Below are 23,231 nucleotides of genomic sequence, written 5' to 3' on the forward strand. Positions count from 1 at the left end.
TTATTTTATATTAATTTTAATTACTAAAATTAATAGGTAAAATATATATCCAAGTTAATAGAATATTTAGAAAAAATACAGGCTGAAGAAATATTAAAAGAGCTAGAGAAAGACCCTGCTACTTTAAGTATTACCGAGGTTAATTTTGTACCACAATCACCGGTATTTACAGCTGCTGGATACTCTAAAATTCCTGAAGATGCTTTAAATGGGTTATTTAATGCTTTACAAGGAGATGCTACTACAAAGTACTTAAGCACTGATAGTTTTTCGTGGAGTTTAAAATCAATAAAGTTATTTGCTGAATTTTTTAAAGATCCGCTATGCCGAATTACCGACATTAGTTTTATAAATGCTTTGAATAATGTTAATAAGATAGATGTTCTTTTTGATACCTTAAGAGTAAACGGAACTATAGAAGATATTAAACTAGCTCATAATTATTTAAGAGATAAGGGATTAGATAGATTAATAAATAATTTATTTAAGCAATCTATAAAAACTTTAGAATTGCAAAATACAAATATAAGATTAGACAATGTAATAATAAATAATTTTATTAAATTTCTTAAAGAATCTAATATTGAATCTCTTGATATTTCATCAAATCCTATAACACAAGAAAATTTAATAAAATTACTCGAAGATATAAACGAAACAAAAATAAGCGATTTAGATATAAGTGGGATATTTTTTGATAATAATAATGTTCCTGCCTGATCCTCATTTGTTAAAAATACTAAACTTGCCGGATTGAATTTTTCATTAAGTACAGAAGTAAACGAGGAATCAAAGAAAGCCTTATCGGATGCTATAAAAGATAATAAAAGCTTAATTGGATGTAATATTTTAGGTTATAAGATAGGAATGAAATCTCAAGGTAGACAAGAATTGAACGCACAAATTACAGAAATAACTGGTGAAAATAACCTTACTCTAAAAGATGTAGCAGAAGTTTTGAAAAATTATTATGAAAATCCTAATATAATATTATCAAATGAGATATTTGGTCATTATTTCAAGTTATATAAAGGATTAAATAAAAATTACCTTAAAGAAGCATTACAAAACTTAGGCGTCACTGATACAGAAAAATTTTTTGAAACCATAGATAAACTTAGAGAATGGGTAACTAGTTTCTATGAAGAGGGCTAATATAAAAGTCTAAAATAATTTATAGCATAAAACTATTTTTTAGCTATTATTAGTCATTATATTCGATTTAAAATAATGACTAATATATTATCACCTGAAAAAAGTGAAAATGATCAAGAATTGCCGATAAGGCCGTCATATTTGCAAGAATTTGTCGGTCAACAGCAGATTAAAGAAAATCTTTCGGTATTTATTAAGGCTGCAAAATCTCGAAATGAGCATCTTGATCATACTTTATTTTACGGTCCGCCCGGGCTTGGTAAAACTACGCTTGCTAAAATTATCTCTAACGAAATCGGCGGTAATTTTAAATCCACCTCCGGTCCTGCTATACTTAAGGTAGCTGATCTTGCTGCTATTCTTACCAATCTTGAAAAGAACGATGTATTATTTATTGATGAAATCCACCGCTTAAATACTGCGGTTGAAGAGGTTTTATATCCTGCTATGGAAGATTTTGAGCTTGATATAATTATCGGTGAAGGATCTGCTGCAAGGTCAGTGAAAATAACCTTGCCGAAATTTACCTTAATCGGTGCTACCACACGCCTCGGGCTGCTTAGTAATCCTTTGCGTGATAGGTTCGGTATTCCTATGCGGCTAAATTTTTATAATACCGAGGAATTGAAGAAAGTTCTAAATAGAGCAAGTAAACTACTTGATATTGATTTGACCGATTCGGGTTCTGAAGAAATAGCTAAAAGAAGTAGAGGAACGCCAAGAATTGCATTAAGATTGCTTCGTCGTATAAGAGATTTTGCAGCAGTTGACGGTAAATCAAGAGTAGATAAGGAAATCTCTGATTTTGGGTTAAATCGTTTGGAAGTTGATCGCATAGGACTTGATAGCAATGATTATCGTTATCTAAAATTCATAGCGGATAATTATAACGGCGGTCCTGTCGGAATTGAAACGATCGCAGCTGCCTTGTCTGAACAACGTGACGCACTTGAAGAAACCATAGAGCCTTATCTTATACAGATAGGTTTACTACAAAGAACTCCTAGAGGTAGGGTAATCACGATTGCCGCTTTTGAGCATTTGAAAATGCCTATACCGAATCAATCACATCATCAATTTAATATTTTTAACGAGAATGAATAACAATAATTTAAATGATAACTACACAGCCGCAGATGTTATAAAAAGGCTGATAAAAGATCATGTTAAACCTTACGCAAATAAAATATATTTTTCGATATTTTGTATGGTTGTTGCAGCACTTTGTACGGCAGTGATCGTACATGCGGCTAGACCTATTATTGATAAGGTTTTTTTAACGCATGATAAGAAAATGCTTATAATAATGCCTATAGTGCTTACTGTAACTTTTGTTATAAAAGGAATTTCAGAGTATTATCAGAATTATCTAATAAAATTTGTTGGGCAGAGGGTACTAAACGATTTACAGATAAAAATGTATGAGCATTTGTTATTTGCCGATATTTCTTTTATTCAAAAACAATCTTCAGGACGTTTAATATCTCGTTTTACTAATGATATTTCTTTGATGCGTGGAGCTGTTTCTAACTTACTTGTCGGATGTGCTAAACATTTCCTAACTGTAGTATGTTTAATAGCAACAATGTTTCATTTAGAACCGCTATTATCTTGCGTAGTTTTTCTTGTTTTCCCTTTAGCTGTTTATCCGGTGCAAAGGATGGGTAGAAAGATAAGAAGAATATTTGCACAGTCACAAGAAGAGCTTGGGCATTATACCTCTCGGCTTGATGAAACATTTCAGTCAATTAAGATTATTAAATCTTTTGTAGGCGAAAAAATAGAAAGTAATAGAGCATCGTTGATTATTAATAATATTTTAGAGTTCTACAAAAAAACATCTAAGCTAGATGCGATGGTTTCACCGATTATGGAGGGTTTAAGCGGTTTTGCAGTTGGAGGGATGGTATGGTATGGAGGTAATCTAGTCCTTGAGGGGAAAAGTACGCCAGGGGCTCTTTTTGCTTTTTTGGCTTCTTTTGCAGCGGCTTATAGACCGTTTAAAAGTTTGGTATCGTTAAATATTAATTTACAAGAAGGAATAGCAGCAGCTAAGAGGGTATTTAGTATTTTGGATACCGAGCCTCTTATTAAAGATCATGAAGATGCTAAAGACGTAGATTTATATAATCCACAAATTACTTTTGAAAAACTAGCTTTAAGGTTTGAGAGTAAAATAGCTATAAAATATATAGATTTAAGGCTAGAGCCTCATAAAATTATTGCGTTTGTCGGGCGTTCAGGTAGTGCTAAGACTTCGCTTAGTAATTTATTAGTGCGTTTTTATGATCCAAATGAAGGAAGAATTTTAATTAATAATCATGATATTAAAGATATTAAGCTTACTTCACTTAGAGGTCAGATTTCCTTAGTTACTCAAGATACTCATTTATTTGATACAAGCGTTGCAGAAAATATAGCATACGGTCAGGAAAACGCTACAAGAGAAGAAATAATTAGAGCAGCAAAATATGCCGATGCTCATGAGTTTATTATGCATCTGCCGAACGGTTACGACACGCAGATAGGGGGGCAGGGGACGACTCTTTCAGGAGGTCAGCGTCAGCGTTTATCTATTGCTAGAGCTTTCTTAAAAGATGCACCTATTTTAATTTGGGATGAAGCAACAAGCAGCTTAGACCAAGCTTCCGAACAGAAAATTCTAGAATCGTTAAAGAAATTACGCCAAGGAAAAACCACTTTAATTATTACGCATCGTTTAAGCAGTATTACCGATCTTGATAATATTATCGTCATGAAAAACGGTGAGATTTGTGAACAAGGAACTCATACACAATTGCTTAAGAATAAAGATGAATATTATAGGTTGTATAATAAGGAGTTAAGAGAAAATGGTTGATTTATAAAGTAAATAGCTTATATTTCTTATTGCAACACTAATATTTTCGTCATTGCGAGGAAATTATGTAAGTAGTTGACGAAGCAATCTCAGGATGCTTGACAAGATCGTCACTTCGGGACTATGTCCCTCCTCGCAATGACGATTTAATGGAATATCACAATGCTCATTACCAAGATTTTTAAAGACTATCGATTATTTGAAATATTTATTTTAGGAATAGTTAGCGGTATGCCGCTGGTTATAATTTTTTCTACTCTTGCGGTATGGTTAAAAGAATCCGGTATAGATATCGCCGTTATTACTACTTTTGCGGTTGCAAGGTTATCATATTCGTTAAAAGTATTTTGGTCGCCTCTAGTCGACAATTTTAAAATACCTTTTTTAAGTAGGTGGGGACATCGCAAAAGCTGGCTTATATTATGTAGCTCTTTAATGGCTTTAGTACTAATTGCTATGAGCAAGGAAAATCCTGAAGTTTCTTTAACTTCTTTATATTTTTTGACTATATTATTAGGCTTTTTATCTAGCACGTTTGATATTGCTGTTGATGCGTTGCGTATAGATAAGTTTGATCAAGAAACACAAAGCATAGCCAGTGCAACTGCCGTATTCGGTTATCGAATCGGTATGCTTATTACAGGGGCAGGTGCTTTGTATCTTGCAGAAATAACTGGAAATAATTGGCAACTAACTTTCTGTGTTATAGCTATAATATTTGTCGTTGCAACGATATTTATAATAACCGTAAACGAAAAAGAATTAGTAAGAGAAAAAATTAATATTATTTCTATTACTTCATGGATTTCTACAGTAATTAATCCTTTCAAGGATTTTTTCAAAAGAGAATTTGCCGTAGCTATTTTACTTGCGGTAATATTTTTTAAATTAGGCGATGCTATGCTTGGAGCGGTTGCCTCACCTTTTTATATAGAGCTTGGTTATACAAAAGGCGAAATAGCAATAATAGCTAAACTTTATGGATTGATTGCAACCTTAGTCGGCGGTTTTGTCGGTGGTATTGTAATGTATAGGGTGGGGAATTTTAAAGGTTTGATTATTACCGGTATTGCCCAAAGCTTAACGCATTTTGCATTTATTTGGCTTAATCATCAGCCTCCTTCTTTTGAAGCTTTATTAATTGCTATTACTATAGAGAATTTTGCTGCCGCTATGGGTGCTACTGCTTTAGTCGGATATATAGGTAATTTATGTAATAAAAAATATTCCGCAACACAATATGCTTTACTTAGTAGTGCTAGTAGTTTATGTAACAATACTGTCACTATTTATGCTGGAAAACTCGTAAATATGATGGGCTGGGACGGTTTTTTCATCTTTACTATAATTTTAGCCTTGCCTGCTTTGTTTATATTAATGTATCTTAATAAAAAGGTTAATGTGTAGTAAGTATTATTTTCATCGTCATTGCGAGTGACCGTAGGAAGCGTGACAATCTAGGAAAATAATAAAAAAATGCTATGCACTTTTTACTGGATTGCTTCGTCAAAATTTTCAATTTTTCCTCGCAATGACGAAAAATCACGCTTGATTTAATTTGAATAATATTTTATTTATTTAAAATGTTTAGGAGATTTTTATTACCTTATATTTTTGTTGTAACATTTTTCTTTGCTCCTGTAAGCGAAGCAAAAAAAACCGTAAAAAATACCCCTAAACCTCCTGTTCAAACTAGTTTAGTAATTGATGCAAAAAGCGGTAAAGTGTTGCAGGCCCATAATTCACAAATTCGGATTTACCCCGCTTCTTTAACTAAGCTAATGACTCTATACTTAATGTTTGAAGCAATTGAAGCCGGTAAGTTACCTTTAGATAAAAAATTACTTGTATCAGCAAAAGCTTCAAAAATGCCGCCTTGTAAGCTGGGTTTAAAAGCAGGGGAAACTATAACCGTTCGAGAGGCAATTAATGGATTAATTATAAAATCTGCTAATGATGCTGCTGTAACGGTTGCTGAGGGCATGAAAGGTTCAGAGAAGGCTTTTGCTCATTTAATGAATGTTAAAGCTAAACAGCTCGGTATGAAGAATACCTATTTTAAAAATGCTTCAGGTTGGCATGACCCATTGCAGCAAACTACCGCACGAGATATGGCTAAACTTGCTATGGCTTTGAAGAGAGATTATCCTAAATTTTATCCGTTATTTGCTAAAACCAGCTTTGTATTTCGTGGAAACGTAGTAAACGGACATAATATGGTTACTAAAAATTATCAAGGTGCAGAAGGGATGAAAACAGGTTTTCATACACCGGCAGGTTATAATTTAGTAACTACTGCTTCTAGGAACGGTAAATCATTGATTGCCGTTGTTACAGGCGGCAAAAGTGCCGCATCTCGTGATCAAAAGATGATGGGGCTACTAGATCAGCATTTTAATATTAAGCCTATAGTCCCTAAACCTTCAATCAAGCTTGCCTCTAATAATAAATCTACTACAAAAACTAAATCAAAAATAATAAAGAAAAAGAATATACGTAGTTGATATGTATCGTCATTGCGAGACCACAAAGTGGTCGTGGCAATCTCATGAGGTAATACAAAAACTCCTGAGATTGCTTCATCGAAACTTAAGTTGCTCCTCGCAATGACGTTAAAAATCGAGCCATGCAACAACGCCTACGACTACTGTAATATTCACACATCTTTTAAGGACTTACTGCCAATTTATACTTTAAATTTACAAGTTTTATATGACAATTAACGCTACATTTGTTGTTTTTTGTAACTTTAGTAGATGAAGATTTTTTAGAGTTTTTAGCTAAAGTTTTACTTTGTGGTTTTTTTAGATTAATATTTTTTAGAAATTTCTCAGTTTCATTAGGTAAATATTCTATTTTTACTTTAGTTATACCTTGATTTTTAAATGCTAAAATTTCAGCCGCTTTTTGAGAAACATCTATTATACGATTTTTCTTAAAAGGACCTCTATCATTAACCATTAAAATTACTGCTTTATTATTGGCTTTGTTGGTAACTTTAACTAAGCAAGGGAGCGGAAGAGTTTTATGTGCAGCAGTTAATAAATTTCTATTAAATCTATCGCCGTTAGCTGTTTTTTTACCGTGAAAACCGTCTTTACGTCCACCGTACCATGAGGCATAACCTGTTTCGGTAAAAGATTTAGGGTTGTGAGGTTTGTAAGTCTTTCCTTTTATTTTATAATTTTTACCGACTTTATAATGTCCTTTATAAGTTAGATTATGAGGATCATCTTTTGATAATTCTTTGTAAGAATATTTGTGGGAATAAGGTAATCTTTTTGAGGTATTACAACCGCTTAGACCAAAACAAAAAATTAACAAAAGTAATAAACCCTTTGCATAACCTCCTTCTAAAGGTAATTTATATATCTTTGATACTTCAAGATTTGGTACGTTAAATTTCGGGATTTGCCTATGCTCACGTATTTTTATACGCTGTGTAGGCTCACCACTTATTTGATTTCCAACTTTTGAAATATCTGCGGTACACGTCAATCCGGTACTCGCATCCTCACGTACTAAAGTGTACGCTGCGGTGCTACGTGCCGTATTTCCTTCAAATTTCTCTTTATTAGCTTCGTTCTGCAAGAGGTCTAATTTGAATTTATGATTCTTCACTATTATCATTATTTGTGTTAAAGTTATTCATTATTTTAGCGTAACACACAACTTTTTCAACACCTTTTATTTTTGATGCAATAGAAGCAAGTTTTTCTAGCTCTTCTTTTGATCTTGCAACTCCAAATAAATAAACAATATTATCTATAGTTAGAATAGTATAATTAGCAAATTTAATGTCTTTTCTGACTAAATTTTTAGCTTTAATTTGCGTGGTTATCATACTATCTTTAGTATATTGGGCTAAGTCAAAATGATTACTGTTTTTATTTACTTTCAACTCATTAATAACTTCTTTTACGCTTTTTTGATTCCAAGCAATTTCTACGGCTTTTAACGCATCAGATTCTTTTTGAATATTTCCTGTTAATAATACTCTTCCTTGTGATACTTCAACCTTTATTTTAGCACCTAAATCTCTAAAATTATTTTTTACTAAATCAGCTTTAATGCTGGCAGAAATCCTTGAATCATTTAATGTTTCAGACATTGGTTGATCTTTTGAAGCAACAATGCCGGTAGTGGTTGCTGCGGTAAAAATAGCAGGTAAACAAGCAGATAGACTAAAAGAAAGAGCTATAAAAATTAGAACTCGTAATATCATAACAATAGTACCATACGATTTTTAAAAAGATTGTATTTGTTCAAGAATTAACTGTTTATTATAGTACCGGACAATTTGTAAAAAGCCATCGGTGTTATTTTTGTGAAAGCAGGGATCCAGTGCTTTTCTGTGTCATCCAGCGACTTGATCGTGGGATCTAGCTTAAAATACTAATAATATTAGTATTTTAAATTGTTTGTATGGACCCCGTGGTCAAGCCACGGGGTGACACAGTGGATTTTACCGGTCCATGCAACAAAGCCTACGCGGTAATGACATAAAGTAAAAATAGTAAGGTATTATATATCATATCTTACTATCCGGTAATTTATTCTTTAATAAAAGAGGTAATTGCAGTAAAATAAATATAAAAGTAATAGGTATTACACCGAATACTTTGAATTTTACCCATGTTTCATCTGAGAAATTACGCCAAACTACTTCATTAACTACGGCCATAAAAAAGAAAAAAGCCGCTGTTCTATAGCTTAAGGTTATCCAACTTTCTTCTTTAAGACGTACTATACTCTCTAAAGCATATTTGATAAAAGGATTTTTTCTTATACCACTCATGAGAAATATTATTCCAAAAATAACATATAATATAGTAGGTTTGATTTTTATATACATTGAATCGCCGCTAATTAAAGTAATGCTTCCCGAAACTAATAAAACAGTCGTAGAAATAATAGAAAGCTTGGATACTTTCTTATCTATAACATAACAAAGGGTAATACAAATAACAGAGGTAATAAGCATATAAAGAGTAGCGTGTTGTATACCGCCTCCATAAAAAAAGCCTGCAAAAAATGCTATTACTGGACCAATTTCTGATAAAAGTTTTAACATATTTAATTGTGCTCTTTGATAAAATTAATTTGATTCATTTTTTTGTACTGATATTAAGTTATTTTTGGAATATCTTAATTTTATTTGTATGACAATATTTATCAGTAATATAGTAGTAAAATAAGCCAGTACTTGTAGCCCGTTAGGTCTTGCAATATAACCGGTAACAATATGTAAGATTTTACCTATCATACTTCTATCTGCTACTAACCATGAACTATCCCAAAGTTGATCGGATAAAAACATAATTAGACCGGAAGAGGTTAAAATACCTGCAGCACTTGCTGCAAATCCGCCTGCTATTAGCATTAATAATGCGGTAGAGATTTTAAAAATATATTTTTGATTAGCAATCTTAATGAAACCAAAATATATTACTAAACCAAGTAAGAAGCCACTTGTAGCACCTATTATCACTCCTTGCAAGTAAATACTGCTTGATATTGTTTCAACTGAAGATATGCTATATACTAAAATAATAATTTCTGCACCTTCTCGTAATATAGTAGTGGCAACTAAAAAAACCAACATGAAATAACTGGCATTACCTTCATGAATTTTTACTGATAAGTCGTTTATATGTTGCTTTACTTTTATACCGTAACCTTGCATCCATATTATTGTCCAGCTAATCAGCATTGTTATTAGTATCATAATTCCGGAATCGAATAACTCGTCGCCTATTCCGCCAAAAGATAAAGATAATTTACGTGTAAAAAATGCAAAAATTGAAGCAAATACTACTCCAAGCATTACTCCAGCAATAATATAAAGACGAGATTTTTCTATTTGTTTTGTTACGACGAGTATTACACCAAGTAATAAGGATATTTCTAAACATTCACGAAACACTACTAAAGCAATTTTAAACATATTTTTTATCTAATCATTAACAATTATAAAACCCTGAGCCGTATCTTGATGAAAATCTCCAAAAAATTCATATTTTCCGGACTTGAGAGGTGCAAGTATAATATGTATTGACTCATTTGGCATAACTATTTTTTCACGATGTAAATCATGACTTTCAAACTCTTCTACCGTATCATCTTCATTATGAACAATTAACCTTATCTTAGTCGATTTTGGTACTTCAACTATATTCGGAACAAATTTATGATCTTGTATAGCTATCTTTACTTCTAATATATTATCGTTTGTTTTATTATCGGAACTCTTACTTGTAGAGATATAAATAATTACTGCTAGAAATATTAAACCTACTAACATAATAATATTTTTGTTTTTTTTAATAATTTCCACACTAAACTCCTAGCGTAATTAAAGTTTAAAGTAAGATGCTTATATACTCGTTTAATTTGAGTTTTAAATTTTTAATAATTACAAAATTTATCCTGCAATTTTTATTAATGTTATAAGATATACAATTATTATCATTATGACAAGGATAGATGATAAAATATAATTTTTTTGTCTTTGAATTTTATTTTGTTTCATATTTATTTAATTTTGTTTAAAATCTCCTAGTTCAAGCAAAAGATATTCATTTATCGGTAACGATTCATGAGAAATAATTTTATTTATGTTAGAACCTAAAGTTTTAAATGTTTTGCCTTCAGCAATAACACTGCGTGTTCCAACCGTTACTTTACCTTGCAAGGCGTAAGAAAAAATTAAAGGATATGTAATATCACCGATTTTCATATCTATTTGTTGTCCTTTTGCTTTTGAATCATATAGTATTTTACCGTTCGATAAGCGAGTAATTTTAGCATTAAAGCTTACTTTTTCACCACATAATAAAGGAACACGATAAGCTATCTCATCGTCATAAATTTTAACTTCATTACTTTTAACAAAATTTTGCGGTAATATGGATTTTAAAATTACATTAACTTTATAATTATAAGCATCATCGAAGATAATATTATTACTATTATTAACGGCATATTTTGCCGGAATAATAGCTTCTCGTGCTTCTCCTACCATCATACCAATTATTACATTATCTAAGCCAAGCATTACAGGAGCAGAGCCTAAAGTAAAAGTCTTAGTATCTTCAGATATTAAAGTATTGTTCATATCTGATATTTGATAAAATACGGTAACTACATGTCCGCAAGAAGCGGGGCCGATATTACCGCTACCGAGCGTATTAATTTTGAACAGTGTTTTTACTAAATCCTTACGTACTTCAATAGTGTAATCATTAGGATTGATAGGTCCATTTAATGGTTGTAAAATATTTTCAAAAAATGCTTTCCCTTCTTCGGTTTTAAGAGCATTTATTACTATTTTTGAAACCGTACGTTCAAATAAGTTACCGTTTAATGAAATAGGGGGCTCATTATTTATACTAGTTTGGTTTTCATCGGTAGATGAATTATTTGAAGCTGTTTGCTCTACAGTTGTAGGATTATTGTTGTCGGGGGATATTTTTAACTTTACTATATTGTAAAGTATTAGAATTACAATTATTAAAGATAAAAATTTTTGCATATACTTTAGTATAACAAAGTTTACTATAACAATCAATTACTTAATAATCAAATGAGAATAAAAATAATTTGATTAATAAAAATAATTGATTTAAATTTAGATGCAGAATTTTATAAATATAGTGGTGAAAAGTGAAAAAATTTATATTTTGTTTTTTATGTTTATGGACATTAAACATATTTGCTGCTTCTAAAACTTACCCTAATAAGCTTAATCGTTGTAAAATTACTAGAAATATATTTAATGATTATGAGCCGAAAGTTTTTGAAACTACTAATAATTTATTACGTAAAACAGGAAGATTATCAAAATTTTACGGTGAAAGGATATTAATTAAAGGAAAAGTATTAGATCAAAATTGCGTGCCGGTTGCGGATGCTAAAGTTTATTTATGGCAAGCAGGAAGCGGAGGTAAATATCCTTACGAACCTTTAAAAACTAGAGTTGATAAAAGAAGATTTACAAGTAAAAGCAATTCAAGCTTTACCGGTTCCGGTATTGCTACTACTAATAATAAAGGAGAATATTACTTTATTAGCATGTTGCCTTATAAATCTTCTCGTTATTTGAGAAGTGCAAATATAAGAATAGAGCATCCTAATCTTACTACTCTCGAAACACGCTTAGACTTATCTGATAAAAATATGTGTGATAATGAGTGCGGTGAAGTAAATCCGATATTGATCGAACCGCAAGAAAATATGCCGTCTTATTGTTTTGACTTAGTTTTGCAAGGTACGACGCTTAAGAGGTATTGATACAGTACGTCATTGCGAGGAAAATTACGAAGTAATTTGACGAAGCAACCTCAGGATATTTGACGAGATTGCCACGCAGTCTACGACTGCTCGCAATGACGTTTTGCCTCTTTCTGCGGTGCTTCTAAAGGCTTTTTTATACCACAACCACATAATGTAAGTGCTAATACGAATAAATAAAATGTCTTCATTACTATAAATTATTATATGACCTTAAGAAATTATAATAAATATCTTATATGTATTATAGTATTTTTATTATCTATAATAATTTTTATTCCTAAAATTCATGCTAAGCTCTATGAGAAGCCTAAGGGTAAATTAGCATTTTTAAGAGGTTCAAGCGTTCCTGATAATATAATTTTTTTTGATGAAGAAAAAAATCAATATTCTCTTGATCAGTTTGAAGGAAAGACTATATTGTTAGTGTTTTGGGCTACTTGGAGTGCTCCTTGTGTCAAAGAAATGCCTGATCTTGATATGTTGCAAAAAGATTTTAGGAAATTACCTTTTTCAGTAATTCCGATTTCAGAAGATTATCAAGACATAAAAGCTGTGAAAGAATATTTTAAAAGCTATCAAATAAGATATTTGCCGATTTATCATGATTATAGAAATGAATTATTTAAAGCCTTAGGGGTTGTTAGTTTACCGACTAGTATATTAATAGACCCAAACGGCAAAATAGTAACTAGCTTTGTCGGCAATACAAATTGGTATGACGAAAAAGTTAGAGATACTATTTTATCTGCCATTCCCGGAAATTATCCTGAACCTAAAAGTAGTTATAACGAGCAATCTCTGAATAAACCGGCTAAGCCTTTGCCGCCAATAAAAAAGGACGCTATAGTAACTCCAAGTAAATAGACTAAGTGTAATTTGGAAAAGAGCAAGGAGTCTATAAGGTGAGGAGCGGAGCGTATACTTAATAGGTGAGTACCACAGATCTTATAAGACGACATAGCCAATTTTTCAAATTAAACGAGTATATTAAATTAAAAGTGAGTAAAATTAATGAATGAAGTAAATAAATCAACTATGGCGAATGCTGAATTTGATCAGATAATAACCAAACGGCAGATAAGTAAATTAGATCAATTATTTGCTTCGGTTTTTGGTGATTCTAAAGAGGTGATTGCCGTTTTACGCCTTAGCGGTGTTATCGGTAAAGTAAGTACTATGCAATCGGGACTTACGTTAGAATCATTAAATGAACTAATAGAAAAAGCTTTTAAAATAAAGAAATTAAAAGCATTATGTTTAATTATTAATTCTCCCGGTGGTTCTCCGGTACAATCTGAACTTATTGCAAAACGTATTCGTGACCTTGCTAAAGAAAATAAAATAAAAATTTATAGTTTTATTGAAGATATGGCGGCTTCAGGCGGATATTGGCTTGCTTGCAGTGGTGACCGGATATATGCTTTGCCGAGTTCGGTTATCGGTAGTATCGGAGTAGTATCAAGCGGATTCGGTTTTCATGAAGCAATTAATAAACTTGGGATAGAGAGAAGAGTTTATACGGAAGGCAAGAATAAATCAGTATTGGATCCGTTTAAACCTATTAATAAAGATGATCTTAAAATTATCAAAGATTTGCAAAAGCAGGTTTATGAACATTTCATAGAATATGTAAAAACAAGAAGAGCAGGGAAGTTAACTCAGCAAGACGAAATTTTATTTAACGGTGAATTTTGGGCAGGGCAAACGGCGCTTGATTACGGCTTAATTGACGGCATAGGTGATATGTATAGCGTAATGAAAGAAAAATTCGGTGATAATATTAAGTTTCAATATCTGTGTGCTAAGCAGCCTTGGCTTAAAAAGAAACTTGGCATGGGAAGTAAGATATTAACCGATAATCTTGCTAATTCTTTAATTGATGCGGTAGAAAATAAAATTATTAACGATAAATTTGATATGAAATAATATGACAATAACACAAGTTAAAATTAAAAAACTAGAAAATTTTTCCGGCAGTCTGCCGGAATATGCTACAGAGCATAGTGCGGGGATGGATTTAATAGCTGCAAACGAGCAACCTATAACAATAAAAGCAGGCGCAATACAGCTAATTCCAACAGGCATCGCTATAGCACTACCGGATTCGTTTGAAGCCCAAATAAGACCCCGTTCGGGTCTTGCCGTTAAACACGGTATCACGGTTGCTAATTCACCCGGTACTATTGATGCAGATTATCGAGGTGAAATAAAGGTCATTCTTATTAATCTCGGTAAAGAAGATTTCATTATAGAAAAAGGCATGCGAATTGCACAGATGATAATCGCAAAGTACAAACGTATATTATGGGAAGAAAGTAGTAGTCTTATGGGAACGATGCGTGGTAGCGGTGGCTTTGGTTCTACGGGTGTTTAGTTGGTCTCTATGTCATTCCCGCGTAGGCGGGAATCCAGAAAAAATAACCTTAATATTGATACAAAAATTACATATTAGGTAAAAATAAACCTATAAAAAATAAGTTTTTTATAAGTTTTACTGGATTCCTGCTTTTGCGGGAATGACATAAACGAGCCATGCAACAACGCTTTTAGTAGCTCGTAATGACCATTAGGTATCCACGCAACAAATCATAAAACTTATGAAAATCACAATAAAATTATTAACTTCTATATTCTTGTTATTAGCTTTGAAAGTAAATGCTAATTCTGATTCTGTAGATAATGTTAAGCAAGTTTTTACCTATATCGATCAAAAAAATTGGTCACAAGCCGAAGATTTAGCTCGAGAAGTAAATAATAAAATTTTAACAAAAATTGTACTTTCTCAGAAATATTTAGATAATAAATATTCAGATAATAGTTTTGAACATGTAATAAGGTTTTTATGCAATAATCCGGATTGGCCTCAAAATAAGCTGCTTGAAGAAAGAGCGGAAGAATATCTAAATAATAATACAAATAAAAAAGTAATTTTTGATTGGTTTAGTAAACATCCTCCTCTTACCGGCAAAGGTTATAAATTTTATGCGGCAGCTGCAAGTAGTTTAATCAAAGATCAGAAGATATTACTACCTATTATTAAAGAGGCTTGGGTATACGCCAATTTCACTCCTGAAGAAGAAAATGCATATTACAATAAGTGGCATAAATATTTAACTGCGAGTGATCATTTAGAGCGAATAGAAGAACATTTATGGAAAAATGATATTAGATCTGCTGAGCAATCACTGAAATATGTAGATCAAGGTTACCGTAATTCTTTTAAAGTCCAAATTGCGATTATAGGTAAATCGCCAAATGCTGAAAAGCTTTTTAAAAGTGTTCCTGAAAAATACTATACTTCCGGTTTATTATATCGTTATTTAGATTTTAAAAAAATGCAAAAGCCGACAAAGGAAATTATTACTTTGTTTAAGAAAGCTAAAAATAACCGTAAACATTTTGCTAAATGGTGTCGTATTCAGTCCTATTATGCTCGTGAATTCATCGATTACAAAGATTTTGCTAATAGCTATAGAATGGCAACGCTTCCTTTTGCTACTTGTCCTGAAACTATCAGGGAGCAGGAGTGGCTTGCGGGCTGGCTTTCTTTAAGTTTTTTAAAAAAGCCAGATCAAGCATTAGTACATTTTAATAAGTTTATTAAAGTTGTTAAGACTCCGATTAGTTTGGCACGTGGGCTTTATTGGCTCGGTCGTACTTATGCAGCAAAAGGCGATAAGCAAACGGCTAGAAAATTTTACGAGCAGGCAGCCAAATATTCTTTTACCTTTTATGGGCAGGTAGCAAATATTGAATTAAATAGGACAAAGTTAGTTTTACCTCATATTCCCGTAATAACTTCTGAAGAAAGGAAAATTATAGAAAATAAAGAGATTATTAAAGCAATAAGGTTATTGGTTAAATATAATAAAAACTACTTAGCCCTGATATATTCCAAGGCAGCAATGAAAAACACTAAAAATTCTGCAGAAATTCAAATAATTGCGAATATTATTAAAGCAAATAATAATACTAATCATATGGTTGAGGTGGCAAAAATTGCTGCCCAAAATAATGCTTTTATTCCGGATTGTGCTTTTCCAACGCCTTATAATCTAGTAGGTTTGCCTATCCCACTTCATTTAACTTATGGAATAATTAGACAAGAATCGGTTTTTGATCATAAAGCAGTAAGTTATGCAAATGCTATGGGTCTCATGCAACTTATTAAAGGTACTGCTTGTGATACCGCAAGATCCATAAATGTTAAATGTAATTTAGCAGACTTAACTAGAAATCCGGTATATAATATTAAACTTGGTTCGCATCATTTCAAAAAATTATTAGATGATCATAAAGGTTCTTATATTCTATCCATTGCTTCTTACAATGCCGGAAGTCATAATGTAGTAAAATGGATAGATAGGTTTGGTGATCCAAGGGATATAAAAGATACAAGAAAAGTTATTGACTGGATAGAACTTATACCTTATAGAGAAACAAGAGATTACGTTCAAAGAGTACTTGAAAATGTTCAGATTTATCGGGTAATCTTAAATAAGAATAGTAGTTTGTATTTTAAGCGTGACTTACATGCTTGTGATATAGCAAAAAGTTAATTTCTATTAGTGTTTTATTGTGACATATAGTAATATATAAGTATGATATGGACACTAATTAAAAATATAAATTAAGGAGGAAAGTATGAAAAAATTAGAGCCACACTTTAAAAAACAGCTTAATGATATCGATATTCAAGTAAAGAAATATAAAAACGATCTTAATGTAATCGGCATTAGATATGACCATCAATTTGCACATGTTGAAGTTCCAAATCATGCTACCGGCGGGTTTGAATATTTTAAATGGGATTGGATGAAAAGCACTACGGGTAGTCATTAAGAAATAGTACCAAGATTTAAGAAAATAGTAAGCACTTTAAAAGAAGCTAAAAGTAACCCAGCCCAGTATGAAAACTTAGTATCTAACTTGGATGCTAGTACTAAAAATGCACTTGAGGCTACTATTAAGAGTAATAATATTACTCTATCGACACAAGACACTAATAAGGTAATGTCAGAAATATTATTAGGAATGCAAACATGGCTAGATACAAAAAGTCATATCCTTATGGACCTTAAACAAAAATTCTTAGATTTAGGTTCTAATAATTTAGAACTATTCATAAAAGCTGCTTATAACAAATTTAACAATACGTGGATAGTTAAAGAGTTTCTTGATAATGCTGTAAAAACTGGAGAAGAAGGTAGAAAATATCTAGCCGATTGTGATTGTAGTTCAACTGACCAGCTATGGACAAAGCTTGTTGAACCTAAAATAGAAAACATTAGAATAAGCGAAAATTCAACTGATAAATCTGAAGATGATGAAATATCAGAGGCTTCGGCGGATAAACTTGGAGAAAAAGTAAAGACTTTAGCACTATCTAGTACTCATGAACTACCAGCACAAAAAGAAGCATTAAAGCTTGTATATGATATGAGGAAAGGTAATATAGATAAAGCAACTGTTGTTATAATTTTTTTGGTCAGGACGCTACTTTATTAGGTTAGTTTGTAGAATATAGTGGCCTTACTATTGACCAAATCAAGGCCAAAGCAGTAGAGCTTACCGGTGATGATGCTGCTTTTTATTTAGAATAGTTTCTTAAGGTTATTCTCATTTTCTATGTCATTCTAGCTAAAATGGGAATCCAGTGCTTGCCTCTGTCATAGCGTGGTTTGTCCACGGTATCTAGAAAAAATAAAATAAAGACTGGATGTCGTGGTCAAGCCACGGCATGACATAGTAGGTTTACCTGTTCATATAACAATACCTATCAATTATATTCATGATTCTTAAAAATATATCTTTACTAATAATATTATTTTTTTCAATATCAACTTTTTCTGCTGGTCATAGTCTAAAAAATATCTCTATTACTGTTGTTGCTCCGGCAACAGGAGTGGATAATAAAACCTTGTCGGATTTAAAAAATATTAATGGACTAAATTTACAAATTCCTTCTAAGTGTTTTGTTAAAGGTAATCTACCCTTTCTTGCAAGTAGCGATGAAGTAAGATTTAATTGCCTGCGGGATGCATTATTTGATGAGTCTGATAATATAGTATGGAGTTTACGAGGTGGTTATGGCTCTGCGAGAATAATTCCCGATTTACTAAAGCTATCAAAACCAAATAAAGAGAAATTCTTTATAGGATATAGCGATATAACGGCGTTACATCTTTTTCTATCACAAGAATGGGGCTGGAAAACTATTCACGGCAGTAATATAGCCGATCTCTTAAAACCGGAACAAGATCAAGGTAATTTTACCAAGCTTGCTGAGATATTAAAAGGTAAAGTAAAGCAGGTTACTATAGATAATTTAGTGCCTCTTAACGATATAGCAAAATCAAGTGATCTTGTTAACGGCAAACTAACAGGCGGTAACTTAACTATGGTGCAGACTAGTATAGGAACGAGTTGGCAAATAAAGACTAAGGGCAAAATTCTTTTTTTAGAAGATGTGAATGTAGCTCCTTTTAGATTAGATCGTGAGCTTTTACACTTAAAGCAAGCAGGGTTACTTGAGGATGTTAAGGCTATAATATTTGGTTCATTTGGTAAAGATCTTGATACCACAATGTTAGTGCTTCGTAATTTTGCAGATAGTTTAGATATACCGGTATTTAAAACAAATAGATTCGGTCATGAAAAAATTAACGATCCGATTATTTATAATACGAATAGTAAGATTATTAAAAGTAAAGAATTTAAGTTAGTGATGGGGTTGTAAGCACTATTGCGAGCAGTTGCTAAGCCGTCATTGCGAGCGACTGAAAGCCTTGTTGCATGGTTTGTTTATGTCATTCCCGCGTAGGCGGGAGTCTAGGGTAAAGCGAGATAAATCGAGCTTTAAAAAAAGTTTTAAAGTACTGGATTCCCGCCTACGCGGGAATGACATCGAGTCTTAAGTTGACACCCATGCACCTTCGCAGGAATGACATAATTAGCCTATCGACTCAAATGCAAATAATCATTATACTTTGATAAATTCAAATCATAAGAAAAGAATTTATTTGTAATATAATGTTCAAGTAATTTTACTAATCCTGCTTTATGTCTATTTAAAGTCTCGATGCTTAAAGCTATTTCCGTTGTTTGCACATAAGGTTCGGTACTAGTTATTTTTACGTAGGCGATAGTAATATTGTTATTCATAACTGGATTCCCGCGAAAGCGGGAATAACACAAAAGGGGCTGGGAATGACATAAAAGGGACAGAGAATTACATTTTGTAAATCCGTTTTCTAGTAACATCAAACTTTCTATGATAAGTTGCGGAGAGAGTCCAAGCTCTATTTCTTTCTTAGTCGGAATAGTACCGGTCTTATAATCTAGTATAGTTATATTGTTTGATTTACTTATTTCAATTCGGTCAGCTATACCGATTATTTTTATATCTTGACCTACAATATTTAGCCGTAACTCCCCTTTAGTTTCAAAATAGATTTCTTTGCAGTTTTTTCGGCGTTCTATATCAAATAAAATAAAAGCTTTGCTGAAAGCCGTGAGTTTTATTTGCCAAGTTTTTTTTGTGTAGCTTGGTAAAATAGTGCTATATAAAATATGATTACCAATATTTATTAAAGCATTTTGTTTATCAAGCAAATTTAAATTAATATATTGTTTGTCGTAATTTTTAGAATATTCCTCTAAAACTTTATGAATCAAATTACCGAAATCCGATATTTTAGGCTCTTCCCATATATGATCTTTTTTACGTAGTCCAAGAATTTTCTTAGCATAAAAACCGTATGGGTTTCTTATTAATGTTTCTATTTCGGTTACTGATAAGGTAGTTGGGAAAGAGGGGCTGTGGATCTCAATACTCTTGTCATACCGTGGCTTGACCACGGTATCCATATAATTATTGGACCCCGTGATCAAGTCACGGGGTGACACAGAACCTTTTTCTAGCTTCAAAAATAAATTACTCGGCACTGACAACTTCCCATCATATTTTTTAGCATTCAGTATAACTATTTGTTTATTTTGTAGAAATAAATTGAAGTAATCTGAATATAGAGTAGGGGCGATTTCATCGTAATCTATATTTAGTATCTGCAAGGCTTTCTTGCTAAGCCATGGGTGAGCTTTAGCACTAAGTGTCCAGTTTTCATTATTAAAATGCGGTAATATAATTAAGTCAAATTCACATAATGCTAAATCTTCAGGCCGTCCTATAATAATACTAGCAGCGTCGGTATTTTTGTAATATTTGATATTAGAAAGTAAAAAAGAAAAAATTTTAGGAAAATCCTTTTTATCCGTTGAATTTATATATTTACTATATGAGGTTAAATTTGTTAAAAACTCAAGTAGTTCTGCTCCTCCTTCTTTTTCCCAAATAGTAGGCAAAAGTTTTTCAGTTATTTCTTTAGTTAAGGTTAGAATAGCTTGTATATTATGTGGAGTACTGGTAAATAAAATATCTATTAAGTTACGGCAATACTCTCTTATATCCTCATTATCAAATTGTAATTGCAATAAATGTTTCGGTGAGGATATAAAACGGTTTTTATTAGATAGCATTAACTCTAACTTCTGCACAGTAGGGCAGTTAATTAAAGGATTTTTAAGTAATAAAAATAGAAGTTTTAAATCAAAATTATTACATAATATTTTAATAATGGAAGTTAGTAATTCACCTATATTAGTAAGCCTTAAGTCATTACCTAGTAGATCTTCATATTTGTCTAAAAAATTACAATATACTCTTTTAAGCTTATTATTATTTGTAACGATTGCAATCCGTCTGTCTTTATTACGGCTACATATATAAGCTATTTGTTTAGTTTCCTCATAAATGTCATTAGGTTCATAATAAGATATACCATCGCTAATCTGCTTGGAGGTAGGATTATGGTGAATTATGTAATCCTGTAATTCTTCTTCAAATCTGTTTAAAAAAACATTAGGCTTGAATATTCCGGCGAGTATTACCTGCTTATGTCCCTTTTTTATTTTTATTATTTCTTCTTGTAATAGCTTTAATTTATAAACTGCTTTAGTTTGTTTTTGAGTAAACGATATTTCTTCTTGCCATCTTAAAAAGCAATATTCTAGAAATTTATAAATCTTTTGCCAATAGTTAGAATTGTTATAGACTTCAATTAATTTTATATCGATATTATTGATTATAAGATCATTAAACAATTTTCTTAAAAGTTCTGCAGCTTTTAATGATTCATTTTTATTAAAAGGTAATTCTTTATATTCGGTGATAATGGATGATAAAATAAGTAATTCTTCTATTTTAGATATATAATCCGAGTCGGTTTTTTTTGAAATAAGAGAATTAAAAGGAATAATGATAGGTAATTTAATTTTATATTTATCGGTTAAAATCTTCTTTAATTCTAGGCATGAGAAATTATTAGGCAATATTATTTGAACTTCTGTACCTTTACCTAATTTATCAATGATATACTCAGCAAAACTTTTCAAAAAAGAATAATCAGCAGTCATAAATAATGTTTTTGACGATAATATAGCAGATCAAAGGTCCTAAATCTTATTTAAAATAATAATTAAAATGATAATATAGTACAATAAATAATATTTGATTATTAGTTTCTTATTAAGTACCTTAAAATATATTAATTTAAATTTAATAAATAAGGTATCATATGAAAATTTTTATTATATTATTTACTATTATAGTCTCTATAACATCACGAGCTTATGCTAATAATTTAAACTCACATATAGCTTATTGTGATAATATACAAGTAGAACAACAAGAAGATTTGGTAATACAAAAATTGGTTAAACTATTTGTGACTGAAATGAATTGTATTATTAGCGGCTTTTTACAACAATGGGATGTGCAAGATAACCTGGTAAAATATTCAATTGCTTGGCAAGAACAATGTGGGCCTGTAATTTATGTTCAGTATCAACTAGAAGACAATGGTAGAGGTTCTACTTTCGTATATGAACGCTCTAAAAAATTCCGTATGTTGTTGGCCGCTTGGATATGAATATAATAAAGCGTTTGTAATATGTTAATCTAATGATGTTAAAAACTAATATTTACTTACTAACTTTTACGAATTCTTTAAATAATTCTAAATCTACTCCATTATCGTTAAGATATTCAGGATGCCATTGAACGCCGATAGCAAATTTATGTTTCGTTGATTCAATGGCTTCAATTATACCGTCTTCTGCTTTTGCAGATACGATAAGATCATTACCAAGTTGTTTAGCAGCCTGGTGATGAGTCGAATTAACCATAGTTTGTAGCTGATTATTAGCTATTTTAGCAAGTTTAGTATTTGCTTCTATATTAATTGCATGCGAAACGATGTTTTTAGGCGAAGGTTGTGTATGATTAATTACAGTTTCAATATAATCAGGAATATGTTTAATAAGCGTACCCTTAAAAATAACGTTTAATAACTGCATACCTCGGCATATTCCTAAAACCGGAATATCTCTCTCTAATGCTTTCTTTAAAACTAATATCTCAAAATTATCACGTTCTTCATTGGAAACTACTACATCTTCGGCGTATTCCGGCTCATAAAATTTAGGATGTATGTCCTCATCACCGCCTGGCATTACAACACCATCAACAAGTTCCATAAGCTGATTTATTGTATCACTTTGATAAGGTAATAATAGCGGTACACCGCCGGCTGCAATAATCGCATCGGTATAGTTTCTTCGCAAGGCGTACCATGGAAAAGCAGCGTAAGTATATTTTTCACAGTTTTGAGCTAAATCAGGTGTAACACCTATTATCGGTTTTTTATACATTTTATTATCGTTTTATTATTTTTCTGTCAGCTATGTCATTCTTCATAGTACCAGACAGTTCATAAAGGTCCCGTCATTGCGAGCCAGCATTTATACTGACGTGGCAATCTCAGGAGTTTTTTTATATTATCTCATGAGATTGCCGCGTCGT

Annotated in this window: 22 protein-coding genes and 2 pseudogenes; 15 read left to right on the plus strand and 9 right to left on the minus strand. The window is 31.6% G+C overall.

All coding sequences use genetic code 11. The features are described 5' to 3' along the window. Positions 1-29: 29 nt before the first annotated feature. Positions 30-341 carry a hypothetical protein gene (locus MCI_RS06670; RefSeq protein WP_014410208.1) on the minus strand — a complete coding sequence of 104 codons (312 nt, stop codon included), beginning with the start codon at positions 339-341 and terminating at the stop codon, positions 30-32. Between the two features lie 16 nt (positions 342-357). Here MCI_RS06670 and MCI_RS06675 point away from each other — a divergent pair, with 16 nt between their 5' ends. From MCI_RS06675 to MCI_RS10700, 7 genes and pseudogenes are all read left to right on the plus strand, one after another. Next, positions 358-720 carry a hypothetical protein gene (locus MCI_RS06675; protein ID WP_014410209.1) on the plus strand — a complete coding sequence of 121 codons (363 nt, stop codon included), beginning with the start codon at positions 358-360 and terminating at the stop codon, positions 718-720. A 147-nt stretch (positions 721-867) separates the two neighbouring features. Next, positions 868-1,155, plus strand: coding sequence for a hypothetical protein (locus MCI_RS06680; RefSeq protein ID WP_041404273.1), 288 nt, complete (start codon positions 868-870; stop codon positions 1,153-1,155). 75 nt (positions 1,156-1,230) lie between these two features. Then, complete coding sequence (gene ruvB / locus MCI_RS06685; protein WP_014410211.1) at positions 1,231-2,259, plus strand: Holliday junction branch migration DNA helicase RuvB; 1,029 nt, start codon at positions 1,231-1,233, stop codon at positions 2,257-2,259. Then, on the plus strand, positions 2,252-4,015 hold the full coding sequence (locus MCI_RS06690) for an ABC transporter ATP-binding protein (protein WP_014410212.1): 1,764 nt from the start codon (positions 2,252-2,254) through the stop codon (positions 4,013-4,015). Before ruvB ends, MCI_RS06690 begins: the two co-directional genes overlap by 8 nt. Positions 4,016-4,177: 162 nt before the next feature. Beyond that, entirely contained in the window at positions 4,178-5,422 is a 1,245-nt protein-coding gene (locus MCI_RS06695; protein WP_014410213.1) for an AmpG family muropeptide MFS transporter, read from the plus strand. Positions 5,423-5,598: 176 nt separating this feature from the next. Next, positions 5,599-6,519, plus strand: a complete 921-nt coding sequence (locus MCI_RS06700) for a D-alanyl-D-alanine carboxypeptidase family protein (RefSeq protein WP_014410214.1) — start codon at positions 5,599-5,601, stop codon at positions 6,517-6,519. Positions 6,520-6,526: 7 nt separating this feature from the next. Continuing rightward, a pseudogene (locus MCI_RS10700) lies at positions 6,527-6,626 on the plus strand (lytic transglycosylase domain-containing protein); the annotation flags it as partial. 56 nt (positions 6,627-6,682) lie between these two features. Here the strand turns inward: MCI_RS10700 and MCI_RS06705 are convergent. From MCI_RS06705 to MCI_RS06730, 6 genes are all read right to left on the minus strand, one after another. Further along, entirely contained in the window at positions 6,683-7,645 is a 963-nt protein-coding gene (locus MCI_RS06705; protein WP_014410215.1) for a septal ring lytic transglycosylase RlpA family protein, read from the minus strand. Further along, on the minus strand, positions 7,623-8,240 hold the full coding sequence (locus tag MCI_RS06710) for a BON domain-containing protein (RefSeq protein WP_014410216.1): 618 nt from the start codon (positions 8,238-8,240) through the stop codon (positions 7,623-7,625). Before MCI_RS06710 ends, MCI_RS06705 begins: the two co-directional genes overlap by 23 nt. A 306-nt stretch (positions 8,241-8,546) precedes the next feature. Next, positions 8,547-9,089: a septation protein A gene (locus MCI_RS06715; RefSeq protein ID WP_014392169.1), complete on the minus strand. Its 543-nt coding sequence runs from the start codon at positions 9,087-9,089 to the stop codon at positions 8,547-8,549. 24 nt (positions 9,090-9,113) lie between these two features. Beyond that, positions 9,114-9,962 carry an FTR1 family protein gene (locus tag MCI_RS06720; protein WP_014410217.1) on the minus strand — a complete coding sequence of 283 codons (849 nt, stop codon included), beginning with the start codon at positions 9,960-9,962 and terminating at the stop codon, positions 9,114-9,116. A 9-nt stretch (positions 9,963-9,971) separates the two neighbouring features. Continuing rightward, complete coding sequence (locus tag MCI_RS06725; RefSeq protein ID WP_014410218.1) at positions 9,972-10,352, minus strand: cupredoxin domain-containing protein; 381 nt, start codon at positions 10,350-10,352, stop codon at positions 9,972-9,974. A gap of 201 nt (positions 10,353-10,553) precedes the next feature. After that, a complete protein-coding gene (locus MCI_RS06730) occupies positions 10,554-11,549 on the minus strand; it encodes an FKBP-type peptidyl-prolyl cis-trans isomerase (protein WP_014410219.1) in 996 nt (331 codons plus the stop codon). 131 nt (positions 11,550-11,680) lie between these two features. Here MCI_RS06730 and MCI_RS06735 point away from each other — a divergent pair, with 131 nt between their 5' ends. The 7 genes and pseudogenes from MCI_RS06735 to MCI_RS06765 all read left to right on the plus strand — a co-directional run bounded on the left by MCI_RS06735 (position 11,681) and on the right by MCI_RS06765 (position 19,049). After that, complete coding sequence (locus tag MCI_RS06735; protein WP_014410220.1) at positions 11,681-12,307, plus strand: dioxygenase; 627 nt, start codon at positions 11,681-11,683, stop codon at positions 12,305-12,307. A 207-nt stretch (positions 12,308-12,514) separates the two neighbouring features. After that, on the plus strand, positions 12,515-13,174 hold the full coding sequence (locus tag MCI_RS06740) for a TlpA disulfide reductase family protein (protein ID WP_014410221.1): 660 nt from the start codon (positions 12,515-12,517) through the stop codon (positions 13,172-13,174). A gap of 147 nt (positions 13,175-13,321) precedes the next feature. Next, entirely contained in the window at positions 13,322-14,236 is a 915-nt protein-coding gene (locus tag MCI_RS06745; RefSeq protein ID WP_014410222.1) for a S49 family peptidase, read from the plus strand. Position 14,237: 1 nt separating this feature from the next. Continuing rightward, positions 14,238-14,684, plus strand: coding sequence for a dUTP diphosphatase (gene dut / locus MCI_RS06750; protein WP_014410223.1), 447 nt, complete (start codon positions 14,238-14,240; stop codon positions 14,682-14,684). A gap of 223 nt (positions 14,685-14,907) precedes the next feature. Next, complete coding sequence (locus tag MCI_RS06755) at positions 14,908-16,869, plus strand: lytic transglycosylase domain-containing protein (protein ID WP_014410224.1); 1,962 nt, start codon at positions 14,908-14,910, stop codon at positions 16,867-16,869. An 85-nt stretch (positions 16,870-16,954) separates the two neighbouring features. Continuing rightward, positions 16,955-17,913, plus strand: a pseudogene (locus MCI_RS06760) (hypothetical protein). Between the two features lie 188 nt (positions 17,914-18,101). Then, the gene (locus MCI_RS06765) at positions 18,102-19,049 is read left to right on the plus strand and encodes an LD-carboxypeptidase (protein WP_014410225.1); all 948 of its coding nucleotides are present in this window, start codon (positions 18,102-18,104) and stop codon (positions 19,047-19,049) included. A gap of 218 nt (positions 19,050-19,267) precedes the next feature. On the opposite strand, the gene MCI_RS06770 is transcribed toward MCI_RS06765, so the two are convergent. Next, on the minus strand, positions 19,268-21,784 hold the full coding sequence (locus tag MCI_RS06770) for a PD-(D/E)XK nuclease family protein (protein WP_014410226.1): 2,517 nt from the start codon (positions 21,782-21,784) through the stop codon (positions 19,268-19,270). 161 nt (positions 21,785-21,945) lie between these two features. Here MCI_RS06770 and MCI_RS06775 point away from each other — a divergent pair, with 161 nt between their 5' ends. Further along, entirely contained in the window at positions 21,946-22,299 is a 354-nt protein-coding gene (locus tag MCI_RS06775) for a hypothetical protein (RefSeq protein WP_014410227.1), read from the plus strand. 52 nt (positions 22,300-22,351) lie between these two features. Here the strand turns inward: MCI_RS06775 and MCI_RS06780 are convergent, their stop codons facing one another. Beyond that, entirely contained in the window at positions 22,352-23,080 is a 729-nt protein-coding gene (locus MCI_RS06780) for a gamma-glutamyl-gamma-aminobutyrate hydrolase family protein (RefSeq protein ID WP_014410228.1), read from the minus strand. Between the last annotated feature and the right edge of the window lie 151 nt (positions 23,081-23,231).

It is taken from the genome of Rickettsia montanensis str. OSU 85-930, from assembly GCF_000284175.1.
In the GTDB taxonomy this organism is placed as follows: Bacteria; Pseudomonadota; Alphaproteobacteria; order Rickettsiales; family Rickettsiaceae; genus Rickettsia; species Rickettsia rickettsii.